Source organism: Sphingopyxis sp. MG, assembly GCF_002953155.1.
In the GTDB taxonomy this organism is placed as follows: Bacteria; Pseudomonadota; Alphaproteobacteria; order Sphingomonadales; family Sphingomonadaceae; genus Sphingopyxis; species Sphingopyxis granuli.
The window spans coordinates 3405932-3419539 of record NZ_CP026381.1 but is presented as its reverse complement, the minus strand read 5'-3'; the positions used below and the strand labels follow the sequence as shown (position 1 = coordinate 3419539).

The 13608-nt window shown below is 60.7% G+C and carries 11 protein-coding genes; 10 read left to right on the top strand and 1 reads right to left on the bottom strand.

The genetic code is table 11. The features are described from left to right. Positions 1–5: 5 nt before the first annotated feature. From trbF to C3E99_RS15680, 4 genes are read left to right on the top strand one after another with little or no spacing between them, the layout of a single operon-like run. Positions 6–689 carry a conjugal transfer protein TrbF gene (gene trbF / locus C3E99_RS15695; RefSeq protein WP_054109445.1) on the top strand — a complete coding sequence of 228 codons (684 nt, stop codon included), beginning with the start codon at positions 6–8 and terminating at the stop codon, positions 687–689. After that, entirely contained in the window at positions 686–1603 is a 918-nt protein-coding gene (gene trbG / locus C3E99_RS15690) for a P-type conjugative transfer protein TrbG (protein WP_066652649.1), read from the top strand. Before trbF ends, trbG begins: the two co-directional genes overlap by 4 nt. Further along, positions 1600–2925, top strand: coding sequence for a TrbI/VirB10 family protein (locus C3E99_RS15685; RefSeq protein ID WP_066652651.1), 1326 nt, complete (start codon positions 1600–1602; stop codon positions 2923–2925). The genes trbG and C3E99_RS15685 overlap by 4 nt, the downstream gene beginning before the upstream one ends. Further along, complete coding sequence (locus C3E99_RS15680; protein WP_006964542.1) at positions 2922–3149, top strand: DUF2274 domain-containing protein; 228 nt, start codon at positions 2922–2924, stop codon at positions 3147–3149. The genes C3E99_RS15685 and C3E99_RS15680 overlap by 4 nt, the downstream gene beginning before the upstream one ends. Here C3E99_RS15680 and C3E99_RS15675 read toward each other — a convergent pair. Then, a complete protein-coding gene (locus C3E99_RS15675; protein WP_066652654.1) occupies positions 3137–4033 on the bottom strand; it encodes a LysR family transcriptional regulator in 897 nt (298 codons plus the stop codon). The genes C3E99_RS15680 and C3E99_RS15675 overlap by 13 nt on opposite strands. Before the next feature lie 205 nt (positions 4034–4238). On the opposite strand from C3E99_RS15675, the gene C3E99_RS15670 reads away from it, so the two are divergent. The 6 genes from C3E99_RS15670 (at position 4239) to C3E99_RS15645 (ending at position 13532) form a co-directional block, all read left to right on the top strand. Beyond that, positions 4239–5003, top strand: coding sequence for an NYN domain-containing protein (locus C3E99_RS15670; RefSeq protein ID WP_104960087.1), 765 nt, complete (start codon positions 4239–4241; stop codon positions 5001–5003). Between the two features lie 143 nt (positions 5004–5146). Beyond that, positions 5147–5314: a type II toxin-antitoxin system Phd/YefM family antitoxin gene (locus C3E99_RS15665; protein ID WP_104960086.1), complete on the top strand. Its 168-nt coding sequence runs from the start codon at positions 5147–5149 to the stop codon at positions 5312–5314. Next, complete coding sequence (locus C3E99_RS15660) at positions 5307–7163, top strand: class I SAM-dependent DNA methyltransferase (RefSeq protein WP_104960085.1); 1857 nt, start codon at positions 5307–5309, stop codon at positions 7161–7163. Before C3E99_RS15665 ends, C3E99_RS15660 begins: the two co-directional genes overlap by 8 nt. A gap of 86 nt (positions 7164–7249) precedes the next feature. Next, positions 7250–8569 carry a restriction endonuclease subunit S gene (locus tag C3E99_RS15655; RefSeq protein ID WP_104960084.1) on the top strand — a complete coding sequence of 440 codons (1320 nt, stop codon included), beginning with the start codon at positions 7250–7252 and terminating at the stop codon, positions 8567–8569. Next, positions 8566–10392: a DUF262 domain-containing protein gene (locus tag C3E99_RS15650; RefSeq protein ID WP_104960083.1), complete on the top strand. Its 1827-nt coding sequence runs from the start codon at positions 8566–8568 to the stop codon at positions 10390–10392. The genes C3E99_RS15655 and C3E99_RS15650 overlap by 4 nt, the downstream gene beginning before the upstream one ends. A 2-nt stretch (positions 10393–10394) precedes the next feature. Then, positions 10395–13532, top strand: a complete 3138-nt coding sequence (locus C3E99_RS15645) for a type I restriction endonuclease subunit R (RefSeq protein ID WP_104960082.1) — start codon at positions 10395–10397, stop codon at positions 13530–13532. The last annotated feature ends 76 nt before the right edge of the window (positions 13533–13608 follow it).

Sequence of the window (13608 nt, the reverse complement as noted above, 5' to 3'; positions counted from 1 at the left end):
CCGACATGTTTCGACGCCCCTCTATCCGCTACGGGACCAGTCCCGAGCCCGTCACGCCCTATCAACGCGCGGCCCAGGTCTGGGACGACCGCATCGGTTCAGCACGGGTGCAGGCGAAAAACTGGCGGCTCGCCTTCTTTGGTTGCCTTGCGCTTTCGGGAGGGCTGGCAGGCGGTCTCGTCTGGCAATCGGCGCGCGGCACGATCACGCCCTGGGTGGTCGAGGTCGACAAGCTTGGCCAGGCACAGGCCATCGCGCCTGCCGATGTCGATTATCGCCCGACCGACCCGCAGATGGCGTTCCACCTTGCTCGCTTCATCGAACAGGTGCGCGCCATTCCCGCCGATCCGATCGTGCTGCGGCAAGACTGGCTCAGGGCTTACGACTTTACCACCGACCGCGGCGCGCAGGCGCTCAATGACTACGCGCGCAACAACGATCCCTTTGCCCAAGTCGGCAAGGTGCAGGTCGCGGTCGATGTGTCGAGTGTCGTTCGTGCGTCGAACGACAGCTTTCGCGTCGGCTGGACCGAGCGGCGTTACCAGGATGGCGCCCTTCTCGAGACTTCGCGGTGGTCAGCGATCCTGACCACCGTCGTGCAGCCACCTCGCACTCCCGATGCCCTGCGCAAGAATCCGCTCGGCCTGTTCATCAACGCCATCAACTGGTCAAAGGAGCTTAGCCAATGATCCGCCCGACGCGCGCCCTGCGCACATCGATTATGCTCTCAGCGGTAACACTGATCTGCATACCTGCCCAAGCCATGGCGCGCGAACAGCGCGCTCAGCCCCATCCAATTCCTGCTACATCGGCGCAGACCGTTGAGCCTGCCGACCCGCGCACCCGTGTTGGTAGAGCCAACGCCGCAGCGCGGGTGGAACCGGAGCGCACCAGCTATTTCAATGCCATCCAGCAATATGCCTACTCCGATGGAGCCCTGTTCCAGATTTACACCGCACCGGGGCAGATTACCGACATCATGCTCCAGGAAGGCGAAGAACTCGTTGGACCGGGGCCGGTCGCATCGGGCGATACGGTCCGCTGGATAATCGGCGACACGGTGAGCGGTGCCGGAGCAGCGCGCCGGGTTCACATCCTCGTCAAGCCGACGCGGGCCGACATTCGCACCAACCTCATTATCAATACCAATCGGCGCACCTATCATCTCGAACTCAGTGCGACGAACTCGACCTATATGGCCGCAGTCTCCTGGACCTATCCGCAGGACGCCTTGATCGCCCTGCGTACTGCCGAGGCCGAGCGTGAACGCACGGCACCGGTGGCCTCGGGTATCGACTTCTCAAGCCTGAACTTTCGCTACCGCATCGGGGGCGATCATCCCGGATGGCGACCAGTGCGGGTGTTCGATGATGGCCGGCAGGTGTTCATCGAGTTTCCGGGCGACATTGCGAGCGGCGATATGCCGCCGCTGTTCGTGATCGGCGCGGACCAGGCAGCTGAGCTGGTGAACTACCGTGTGCAAGGCCGCTATATGGTTGTCGACCGGCTGTTTGAGCGTGCGGAATTGCGGCTTGGCGCAGGCAACAGCGCCAAGCAGGTTCGCATTGAGCGTGAACGCGCACGCCGCCGGAGCCGCTCATGAACACGAGACCGCAGGATGATGGCGTGCGACCGGTCTCCAACCGGATTGTTGAGGCTGAAGTCGAGACTGACGTTGAAACAGACGTTGAGGTCGATGCCGAAGGCGACGAGCCTGACGGCGAGCGCCCGGTTGCACCGGCCAACCCCGACGGGTTTCGCCTTGGCGGGGAGCCGCCGCGCGTCATGCGCTTGTCGCGCAAGGCATTAGCGACTCTTGGTCTCCTCGCCAGCGTCGGGATTGGCGGTGCGCTGATCTACGCACTGCAGCCCCAGAACCACCTGCCAGCAGAGAATCTCTACGACACGAACAGCCGCAACCGCGCGGACTCGGTCAACGGCGCACCCGCCAATTACGGCGACGTGCCCAAGTTGGGGCCTGCACTGCCCGGCGACCTCGGCGGCCCGATCGTTGCCGCACAGCGTGGCGGACAGAATGTCCCGATCCCGCCTATTGGTGCCGCCCCGGCCGCAGGACAGCCCGATCCGCGGATTGCCGCCGCCGAGCAAGCGCGTGAGCGCGCCGCGCAGGAGCGTGACAGCGCCCGGACCAGTCGCCTGTTTCTTGCCGGAGAGACCGGAACGACCGACAGTCGGTCTGCAACCGCAGTAGGGCCAGCGCCATCAGCTTCGATACCGGGTGCCGATCCGGCTCTACCGTCTGCACCAACAGCCACGTCCAGTCGCCGCGCCTTTCTCGATCAGCGCGGCAACCGCAGCACGGAAAGCCCTGAGCGCATCATGCGCCTTGCATCGCCTTACGTTGTGCAGGCCGGCAGCGTCATACCGGCGGCACTCATAACCGGCATCCGGTCAGACCTTCCAGGCCAGATCACGGCGCAGGTTACGCAAAATGTCTATGACAGCCCCACCGGCAGGATCCTCCTGATCCCCCAAGGCTCAAGGCTGATCGGTGAATATGACAGCGAGGTAGCCGCCGGACAGAACCGCGTGCTGCTGGCGTGGGACCGCCTCATCCTTCCCGGAGGTCAATCGATCCTGCTTGATCGCCTGCCCGGCGCTGATGCTGCTGGTATGGCCGGCCTTGAAGACCAGACCAACTATCATTGGGGCAACATGCTCAAGGCCGCGCTCATTTCGACATTGCTGGGCGCTGGTACAGAGCTCATCTCGAACGGTGATAGCGATCTCATTCGGGCGCTGCGTTTCGGCACGCAGGACACCATAAGCCAGACTGGCAGGCAGGTCGTGCAGCGGCAATTGAACGTGCCGCCGACACTGACCGTGCGCCCCGGATTTTCGCTGCGCATCATCGTGACGCGCGATCTGGTGCTCGAACCGATGCCTGCGGGAGGAACTCGATGACCCGTCTCAAACTGGCTGATCTGGCCGATGAAAAGCCAGTGCGGCTGACCTTGGAGCTCTCTGCACGACTTCACCGCGATCTGGTAGCTTATGCGCTCGCGGTAAACGGCGGGGATGCCAAAGGTGCGCCGACCGCCGAGCGGCTCATTCCGCCCATGCTTGAGCGGTTTATCGCAACCGACCGGGCTTTTGCCAAAGCGCGCAAGACACCTCAGACGGGGTAACGCTCGTTGATCAGGGTGAAGAAGCGTTGCAGCGCCGGATTGTCATTGTCTTCGCGCCAGTAAACCGAAAATTCGAGGCGCGTCGTGCCGTTCTGATCGTGGATATCGCGGAAATGGAGATCCGGCCATGTCACCCCCTGCGAGGCTTCGGTTGCGATTGATATAAAGCGGCCGACCGACACAATGCTCAGCACGCTCTCGAGGCTGGTATTCTGCACGATGATGTTCGGCCGCCCGCCTTGCCCGGTCAGCCGCGCAGCAAGCAGATTGGCTAGAGTCGGACCAATGCCGCCGCCCGGCACCACGAACACTTCGCGGCGCAGATCACTCCAGTAGATCCGGTCGCTTTCGAGAAGCCGGTGGCCCGACTGCAAGGCGACCATCAGCCTGTCAGACCAGACCGAGCGCGCCAGAATGCCGCTCTCTTCCATTCCCGCCGGTGCCACCGCGACATCGATGGTCCGCGACTGCAAGGCATTCAGCAGCTTTTCGGGAGCGGCTTCCTCGCCATCGAACTGGACGTCAGGAAATCGGGTCAGATACTCGGAGAAGGTCTGCTTCAGATTGCCTGCCATCAGCGAGGAGCTGTAACCGACGGCGAGACGTCCTTGTTCACCGTAGCTGACCGCTCGAGCGGTGGTTTGCAGATTGTCGATGTCGGTGATGATGCGCCGCGCGGACTCCAGGAAGACCTGGCCCATCTCGGTCGGCTCAGCTCCCCGCGTCGAACGCGTAAACAACTTGATGCCGAGTTTGTCCTCAAGTTGCGTAACCCGCAGGCTCAGCGTTGCCTGCTTCATGTTGAGCGCCGTGGCAGCACGGGAAAAGCTGCGGGTATCTGCGGTCAGAACGGCGTATCGGAGTTGCCGGACCTCGATCGTCATGCTGCCAATGCTCCCCATTCTCTTTCTTGACGACATTGAGGCGCAATCAGACTGAAATCGCAATATAAATTCGCGATAATGGAATGAGGTCAGAGATCGATCCGTAAATTTACTTGCCCAGTCAGGCGGATGCCGGAATTTAACTTCAAATCTGTTTGATCTATTTTGGAGACAAATCTTAACGGCGGCGTGGTAAGGATTCGACATGTCGAATGAACCCCGTGCTCCGCGTCTTGCTGTCCTCATCGACGCTGACAATGCCTCCTCCCGTATCGCTACCCGTCTGTTCGAAGAGATCGCCAAGATCGGTGAAGCCAGTGTGCGCCGGATTTATGGCGACTTTTCTGGAACCCGCCTCAAATCCTGGGCAGAGGTGCTTTCAACCCACGCAATCCGGGCGCAGCAAAATTTCGCCTACACCACCGGCAAGAATGCGTCTGACATTGCGCTCGTGATCGACGCCATGGACCTGTTGCATACCGGGCGCTTCGACGCCTTCTGTCTGGTATCGTCTGACAGTGATTTCACAGGGCTGGCGGCACGAATCCGCGAGCAAGGCATCGATGTCTATGGCTTCGGCGAGCAGAAAACTCCCGAGAGCTTCCGCCAGGCTTGCCGACGCTTCATCTACACGGAAAATCTTCTTCCTGAGGCTCCAACCTCGGAAGAGCCAGAACGCGCCGACCTGCGTCCCGCGGCAGCCAAACAAGCCCCAAGCGCGGCCGCCCCGCTTATTCGCAAGGCCATCGCGCAGCTGGACGATGACGGTGGCTGGGTTCCCTTGGGCCGAGTGGGCCAGCGTCTCGCTGAACTCGCGTCGGATTTCGATCCGCGCACCTATGGTCAGGCCAAGCTCAGTGATCTCGTCGACAAGGCGGGTGTGTTTGAATCGCGCCGCACTGAATCGGGCCACGTCCAAATTCGCTTGAAGGTGTCGGGCGGCAAATCAAAAGCTACGCCTCCCAGATAGCAAGCACAATCTAAGGACAGAGATCTGCCGCTTTGAAACGGCGGCAAGGACTGTTGCCATTTGATTTTGTCAGCAAGGCAAAATGCCTTTGCATTTATGGCCACTTTGGCCAAAAGTGGCGCATCGAGCGCGGGCGTTAAACCATGCAAATTCTATCTGCCAAGGATGCGAAGTATAACTTCGGCAAGCTGATCGACATGGCGCGGGCTGAACCCGTTACTGTCGAGAAGCATGGTCGGGCTGTGGTTGTTGTACTGGCGGTCGAAGAATATGAACGCTTGAAGGCAATTGAAGTGGGGCAGAATGGTTGATCAGGCGAACAAGGACGGGTTTCTGGAGGCGTTGACGCAGCTTGGCGGCTCAGCCGGGAATGTGCGCCTGCGTGACACTCTGCAATGGGACGAAGAAGTCTACTCCAACGTCAAAGACGCACTGATCGAATCTGGCACGATCCTGACCGGGCGGGGACGCGGTGGGTCCGTTTCATTAGCAATCATAGACAGCAGTGAGGTTCAGGCACGCTCCCCGTCCGTACCTAAGCCCCAGAAGGCCAAGGCGGCTAACGCAAGCAGCAATTCCGGCGGCGATCTTGGCTTCGAGGCGGATCTGTTCAAGGCGGCGGACAAGCTGCGTGGCAATCTGGAACCGTCAGAATACAAGCATATCGCGCTTGGACTGATCTTCCTGAAATACATTTCTGAGGCCTTCGAAGCTCAGCACACCAGGCTCTCGGGCGAAGACTACGCCGACCCGGAAGACCCCGAGGAATACCTCGCCGCCAATGTCTTCTGGGTGCCCCCAGAGGCGCGCTGGGCGCACCTGCAGGCCAATGCCAAGCGGCCCGAGATCACCTTTGTTGATGTTACCACAGGGCGCGAGAAGAAGGGCGACATCGGCGGGCTGATCGACAACGCCATGGAAGCGATCGAACAAGCCAACATCAAGGTCCTGAAGGACGTCCTCCCAAAGAGCTATTCACGGCCCCAGCTGGACAAGACCATGCTGGGCGAGCTGATCGACCTGTTCTCCAACGTCGACATGCGCGGCGATCACGGTCAGGCCCGCGACCGCCTGGGTCGGGCCTATGAGTATTTCATCTCGCAGTTTGCGGGTGCCGAAGGCAGGCGTGGCGGCGAGTTCTACACGCCCCGTTCGGTCGTTCAGACCATTGTCGAAATGTTGGAGCCCGGTCAGGGGCGCGTCTACGATCCCTGCTGCGGGTCGGGCGGCATGTTCGTGCAGTCCGAGCGGTTCATCGAGGACCACCAGGGTCGGCGCTCCGACATCGCCATCTATGGGCAAGAGCGGAACCACACCACTTGGCGCCTGTGTCGGATGAACCTGGCGGTTCGCGGCATCGACGCCGACATTCGCTGGAACAATGAAGGCAGTTTCCTGCGTGACGAGTTCGCCCAGACCAAGTTCGATTTCGTCATGGCCAACCCGCCGTTCAACATCTCCGACTGGTGGCAGCCGCAGCTGGAGGGCGACGCCCGCTGGACTTTCGGCACGCCGCCGCAGGGCAATGCGAACTTCGCCTGGCTGCAACACATCCTTCACCACCTTGCTCCGCGCGGCATGGCCGGGGTGGTGCTGGCTAACGGCTCGATGTCGTCGCAGCAGTCCGGCGAAGGCGAAATGCGCAAGGCCCTAATTGAGGCTGATCACATTGACTGCATGGTCGCGCTGCCGGGCCAGTTGTTCTACTCGACTCAGATCTCCGCCTGCCTGTGGTTCTTGGCGCGAGACAAGAGCGCCAACGGCCACCGTGACCGCCGAGGTGAAATCCTTTTCATCGACGCCAGCAAGCTGGGTCATCTTGTTGATCGCACGCGGCGGGAATTTTCCGATGCCGACATTGCCCTGATCTCGGATACCTACCACCGCTGGCGGGGAACGCCGGATGCGTTAGCGGCGGCGGGCCTGGAGCCCTACGCCGACGAACCCGGCTTCTGCCGCTTGGCGACGCTGGAGGAGGTGCGTTCGAGGGGCCACGTGCTGACGCCCGGCCGATTTGTGGGCACGGCGGACGTCGAAGATGACGGAATATCCTTTCCTGAGAGGATTGCAGGTCTGAGGGAGCAACTGTTGTCCGGCTTCGTGGCAGGACGCGACCTCGAAATCAGGATCAGTGAATTGCTTTCTGGGGTGTTCCGGTGACGCAAACGGAGCGCGAAGGTCGCCGCCTTGGTGGACGCGAAGCCACCTCTGCGCGTATTGAAGGGGCCTATGCTCTCGCTGTAGGCATGCCAGAATTGCCTGCGCCCGAAGGTTGGAAGTGGCGGCTCCTGACAGACCTAGCCCGGCTGGAAAGCGGACACACGCCGAGCCGGCGGCGGCCGGACTATTGGGGCGGCGATATTCCATGGATTGGCATTAGAGACGCCACTGGAAACCACGGACTAACGCTCGCCGAAACAAATGAAAATACAAATGAGCTCGGCATTGCTAATTCAGCGGCGCGGGTGCTGCCGACAAACACTGTCTGTCTCTCGCGAACTGCGTCTGTAGGATACGTAGTCGTCATGGGAAGGCCCATGGCTACCAGCCAAGACTTCGTGAATTGGGTTTGCTCTGATCAGCTAGACCATCAATTTCTCAAGTACGTGCTGATCGCCGAAGGAGACGCGTTGCTGCGATTTGCCAGCGGAAGCGTTCACCAAACCATCTATTTCCCCGAGGTGAAGTCATTCCACATCGCGCTGCCCCCAATCCATGAGCAACGGGCAATCGTCGATACTTTGAAGGCCCTTGACGACAAGATCGAGCTGAACCGGCGGATGAACGAGACGCTGGAGGCGATGGCCCAGGCGATCTTCCGCGACTGGTTCGTCGACTTCGGCCCCGTCCGCCGCAAACTGGAAGGCACCACAGACCCGGTCGCGATCATGGGCGGGCTGGTGCCTGATCCCGCACGCGCGGCTGACCTAGCGGAGTTGTTTCCGGATGGGTTCGGTAAAGATGAGCTTCCGGTGGGGTGGAGCGAACGTCCGCTGGATCAGATCGCCGAGTTCTTAAACGGCCTTGCCCTACAGAAATTCCCCGCTCGGCCCGGAGAGCCAAGCCTTCCGGTCATCAAGATCGCCGAGCTCCGGGGCGGGCTCACCGAAAAATCAAACCGTGCAGCGACAGACCTCCCAGAGCGGTTCATCGTGCGCGATGGCGACTTCATTTTTTCTTGGTCAGGAAGCCTGATGGCGAAGGTCTGGACCGAAGGCGCCGGGGCTCTGAACCAGCACCTCTTCAAGGTGACGTCGACAGCCTACCCGCAGTGGTTCTTCGCGCGATGGGTGCTCCACCACATGCCAGAGTTCCAGAGCATCGCCGCGTCGAAGGCAACGACTATGGGTCATATTCAACGCGGGCATCTAAGCTCGGCCGCAACGGTATGTCCTCCGGAGGCGCTGCTCAACAAGATGTCTCAAGTCATCGGGCCGCTTTGGGAACGCACGATCCATAATGACCTCGAAAACCGCACCCTCGCCGAAACCCGCGACTACCTGCTGCCCCGCCTGATGTCCGGCGAAGTCCGGGTGGGTGACGTTCAATCGGAGACCGCCGCATGACCGAGCCGAGCATCGTCTCCCAGGACATGACGCTCAAGCGCCTGTTTCAGGACTTCTATCGCGTCCCCGATTATCAGCGGGAGTATGTCTGGGGTGAAAGCGACGCCCGGGGTGAAGGCGGCGATCAGGTCAATCAGTTCCTGGCCGACATCCACGCCGAGTTCGAAGCCGCGACCCAGCATTTTGCCCCGGAGTATTTCATCGGCACCATCGTTGTCTGTGCCGGCGATGATCAGGTCTTCGAGCTGATCGATGGGCAGCAGCGGACGACCACATCCTATCTGACGCTTTGCGCAATCCGCGACGCTCTGCAGGAAATTGGCGGCGCCTTGCCCGATGATCTGGCCAGCCAGATCGCGGCCAGCTCCACCGATTGGCAGGGCGTGACGACGCACCGGTTCCGGCTGGACGTGCAGTATGACGACGCCGGCGGCGTGTTGGCTGAATACGCCAATGGCAACGCAGCTCAGACTGTCCGGGATGGGTCACGATCGATCCGCAATCTGGGCGGCGCCTATGACACGATCCGCGAGTTTCTCGCGGCCACCTTTGAAGGTGATCGTGCATCGATCCTGCGGTTCTACGGTTACCTGACCAACAAGGTGAAGGTCATCCGGATTGAGACGCCGACCATCGCCAAGGCGCTCAAGATCTTCGAGACGATCAACGATCGCGGGGTCGGGCTCGATGCTATGGACCTGCTCAAGAACCTGCTGTTCATGAACGCTAAGGACCAGGAGTTCGCCGAGCTCAAGAGCGTCTGGAAAGCGCTGACCGACGAGATTTACGCGGTCGGGGAAAAGCCTCTTCGTTTTTTGCGCTATTACCTGCTCTCCACCTTCGATCTAGACAGCAAGATTCGCGAAGACGGGATCTACGACTGGTTCCAGAAGAACGCTGGCCTGACCGGCCACACCACTGCGCCGGTGGCTTTCGCAAAACGACTGCGCGAAGCGGCCAAAGCCTATGCGCATCTTTCCAAGGGGCAGAATCCCGCTGGCACCGCGGAGCCGGGCATCGAGAACACCCGGCTTCTGGGCGGGCAATCAATAAAGCAGCACTTCGTATTGCTGCTGGCGGCACGTCATTTGCCAGCGGCGCTGTTCGCTCGGCTTGCGACCGAAATCGAAAAGACGATGTTCGTCTGGCTGATCACGGGTACGCCGGCGAAAGATTATGAGCGCAGCATCGTCGATGCCGCCCGCAAACTCCGGGCGGTGGGTCCGGACAACTTCGATGCCTTCGTCGATGAGACCTTCGCCAAGGAGCGAGCCGATCTCGCGCACAGGTTCGATCGGGCGATGAAAGGGCTGCGGACCTATTCGGTGCGTCAGTTCCGCCTGCGATACCTGATTGCCAAGATCACCCAACACATTGATCTGCAAGCCTACGGTTCGAGTGAGTCACGCGATCGGCTGGCGGACTACACGGCAGGCGGCAACGATATTGAACATATCCTGGCAGGCAGCGCCGATGCGGACGCGGTCGAGGAGTTCGGCGATCGCGGGCAGGATCAGGAGGTGATCCAGAGCCTAGGCAACTTGCTGCTCATTGAGAAGTCCATCAACAGGTCGATCTCAAACCGGCCGTACTCCGAGAAGATCAAGAGCTACGGGCAGTCCAAGTTCCTACTGACACGGTGCCAGGCCGACACGGATGCCCAGATGGTTGGCGTCGCCGACAAGATCACCAAAGCGGTGCAGGCGCTCGACCATTGGCCGAGTTGGTCTGCTGCAGGTGTTGAGGTTCGTCAGTCCTTCCTGACGAAGCTCGCTTGCCAAGTCTGGGATGTACCTACCATCCCCGAACCCAAGGCCAATTGAGCATGGCCGGCATCTCCGAGGACATAGTCGAATATGCCGGGATCGAGATCCTCAAGGACCTCGGTTGGGAGTATCTGCACGGAATGGTGATTGCGCCCGACGGCGCGAATCCCGAGCGGCAGGCGTTTTCGGATGTGATCCTGCTGTCGCGCCTGGAAAAGGCCGTTGCAGACCTGAACCCAACTCTTCCTGAAACGGCCAAGTCAGAAGCCATCCGGCGGCTGCTGACCAGCGACACCGGGTCATTGGTGGAGGAAAACCGCCGCATCCACCGGCTGCTGACCGATGGCGTCGCGGTCGAATATCGGGCTCCGGACGGCCGCATCGTCGGAGACAAGGTCTGGCTGCTCGATCTGGACAAGGTCGAGGCCAACGATTGGCTGGTTGTCAACCAGTTCACCGTGGTTGAAGGCAACCAGAACCGCCGGCCCGACGTGGTCCTGTTCGTCAATGGACTGCCCTTGGCGGTGCTCGAGCTCAAAAACGCGGCAGCAGAGAACGCCACGATCGCGGATGCCTTCAACCAGCTGCAGACCTACAAGACTCAGGTTTCCAGCCTGTTCCGCTCTAATGCCGTGCTGGTGACCTCAGATGGGATCGAAGCACGAATTGGTTCTCTGACTGCCAACCAGGAGCGTTTCATGCCTTGGCGAACGGTGACCGGCGAGGACTTCGCCCACCGCGGCCAGCCGGAGCTGGAGACCTTGCTGCGCGGGGTGTTCAACCGCGCAAACTTCCTGGCCCTGATCCGTGACTTTGTCGTGTTTGGCGATGCGGGCGCGGGGCCGTTCAAGATCATCGCCGGCTACCACCAGTTCCATGGCGCGCGCAAAGCCATCCGCGAGGCGATCGATGCGAGCGGTCCGGACGGCGACCGCAAGATCGGCGTGATCTGGCACACGCAGGGATCGGGAAAGAGCTTCCTGATGGCGTTCTTCGCCGGGCTGGCGGTTAAGTCGCCGGAGCTTTCGAACCCGACGATCGTCGTGCTGACCGACCGCAACGACCTGGACGACCAGCTCGCCTCTACATTCAGCCTCTGCAAGGACCTTCTCCGCCAAAACCCCGAACAGGCCGAGAGCCGCGAAGATCTGCAGCGTCTGCTGGCGCGGGCCTCTGGCGGGGTCATCTTCACGACGATCCAGAAGTTCTCGCCCGAACGCGGGGAAGAGAGCTTCCCGATGCTGACCGATCGCCGCAACGTGATCGTCATGGCCGACGAGGCGCACCGGAGCCAGTACGGCTTCGACGCCAAGCTGGACGCCAAGACGGGCGCGAGACGTTACGGCTATGCGCACTACATCCGCCAGGCAATGCCGAACGCCTCGTTCATCGGCTTTACCGGCACGCCGATCGAGGCGGCGGACGTCAACACCCCGGCGATTTTCGGCCAGTACATCGACATCTACGACATCAGCCGTGCGGTCGAAGACGGCGCGACGGTGCCCATCTATTACGAGAGCCGTCTTGCCCGGATCGAACTGGACGAGGACGAGAAACCGCTCATCGACGCCGAGATCGAAGCTCTGGTCGAGGATGACACCCTGACCGAAGCGGAGAAGGCCAAGGCCAAATGGTCAACGGTCGAGGCCCTGGTCGGCTCGGACAAGCGCTTGAAGCAAATCGCCGCCGACATGGTGACCCACCTTGAGGCGCGCACTGACGGCACCGAATACAAGGGCATGGCTGTCTGCATGAGCCGGCGGATCTGCGTCGCCCTCTACAACGAGATCATCGCCCTTCGTCCGGACTGGCATTCCGATGACGATGCGACCGGTCTGATCAAGATTGTCATGACGGGTGCGGCATCTGACCCGCTCTCCTGGCAGCAGCACATCGGCAACAAGCGTAGGCGTGACGGTCTGGCCAAACGAGCCCGGGACCCGAAAGACCCGCTGCGACTTGTGCTGGTGCGAGACATGTGGCTGACCGGCTTTGACGCGCCGTGCATGAACACGATGTATGTCGACAAGCCGATGCGGGGCCATGGCCTGATGCAGGCGATCGCGCGTGTGAACCGGGTGTTTCGTGACAAGCCCGGCGGGCTGATCGTCGACTACATTGGCATCGCGCAGAACCTGAAGAAGGCGCTCAGCGACTATACCGACTCCGACCAGGAGAAGACCGGTATCGATGAGGCTGATGCCGTCGCCGCCTTGCTGGAGCGATACGAGATCGTCAGCGGCATCTTCCATGGCTTCGATTACCTGCCAGGCATCCACGGCGCACCGATGGAGCGCCTGCAGTGCCTCGCCGGCGCCATCGACTGGGTGCTCAAGTGGGCTGAAATCGAGGCGGGCAAGGCCCAGTCACCGGAGGACAAGAAGAAGGCTCATCGCCGCTATCTCGATCTCGTGCTGGAGCTGACCAAGGCCTATGCTCTCGCTTCGGCCAGTGACGAGGCCCGAGAAATCCGAGACGAGATAGGGTTCTTTCAAGCTGTCCGTGCTGCGATCGCCAAAAGCACGGCCACCGGCAAACTTAGCCAGGCGGACAAGACGTTCGCTGTCCAGCAGCTCATTGACCGCGCCGTCGCTTCGGCGGAAATTGTCGATATCCTTAAAGTTGCAGGCATCGACTCCCCAGACATCTCCATTCTGTCCGAAGAGTTCCTGCTGGAAATCCAGGGCATGGAGAAAAAGAACCTCGCCTTGGAAGCGCTCAAGAAGCTGTTGGCCGGAGAAATCACCAGCCGCATGCGGACCAACGTCGTTGAGAGCCGCGCATTCTCCAGACGGCTTGAGGATGCTGTGGCCCGCTACCATGCGGGTGCTTTGTCGGCCGCTGAGATGATCAATGAGTTAATCGCGTTAGCCAAGGACATGAAAGCTGCGCAGCGACGCGGCGAGGACCAGGGTCTCTCGCCTGAAGAAATTGCCTTCTATGACGCGCTTGCCGAGAACGAGAGTGCTGTCGAGGCTATGGGTAGCGAACAGCTACGCCTGATTGCTCATGAGCTGCTGGAACAGCTCCGACAAAACGTGACAGTCGACTGGCACCATAGGGAAAGTGCCCGTGCCCGAATGCGGGTTCTAGTGAAGCGCATTCTCAAACGGTATGGTTACCCACCCGATCTTGCTGACGAGGCAGTGCAGACTGTGCTTGCCCAAGCAGAAGTACTTCTCAAAGAGGTTTCATAATAAAGTGCGACACTTATCGCACCTCTTTGTTGGCTGCATTTTCATGCAAGCGAGCGGATCATTAGACAGGTGAATG

Excerpts from the sequence above, each read along its gene's own strand:
- C3E99_RS15670 (WP_104960087.1), top strand. The coding sequence starts at position 4,239 with ATGTCGAATGAACCCCGTGCTCCGCGTCTTGCTGTCCTCATCGACGCT.
- C3E99_RS15675 (WP_066652654.1), bottom strand. The coding sequence starts at position 4,033 with ATGACGATCGAGGTCCGGCAACTCCGATACGCCGTTCTGACCGCAGAT.
- C3E99_RS15685 (WP_066652651.1), top strand. The coding sequence starts at position 1,600 with ATGAACACGAGACCGCAGGATGATGGCGTGCGACCGGTCTCCAACCGG.
- C3E99_RS15665 (WP_104960086.1), top strand. The coding sequence starts at position 5,147 with ATGCAAATTCTATCTGCCAAGGATGCGAAGTATAACTTCGGCAAGCTG.
- C3E99_RS15655 (WP_104960084.1), top strand. The coding sequence starts at position 7,250 with ATGCCAGAATTGCCTGCGCCCGAAGGTTGGAAGTGGCGGCTCCTGACA.
- trbF (WP_054109445.1), top strand. The coding sequence starts at position 6 with ATGTTTCGACGCCCCTCTATCCGCTACGGGACCAGTCCCGAGCCCGTC.
- C3E99_RS15650 (WP_104960083.1), top strand. The coding sequence starts at position 8,566 with ATGACCGAGCCGAGCATCGTCTCCCAGGACATGACGCTCAAGCGCCTG.
- C3E99_RS15645 (WP_104960082.1), top strand. The coding sequence starts at position 10,395 with ATGGCCGGCATCTCCGAGGACATAGTCGAATATGCCGGGATCGAGATC.
- C3E99_RS15660 (WP_104960085.1), top strand. The coding sequence starts at position 5,307 with ATGGTTGATCAGGCGAACAAGGACGGGTTTCTGGAGGCGTTGACGCAG.
- C3E99_RS15680 (WP_006964542.1), top strand. The coding sequence starts at position 2,922 with ATGACCCGTCTCAAACTGGCTGATCTGGCCGATGAAAAGCCAGTGCGG.
- trbG (WP_066652649.1), top strand. The coding sequence starts at position 686 with ATGATCCGCCCGACGCGCGCCCTGCGCACATCGATTATGCTCTCAGCG.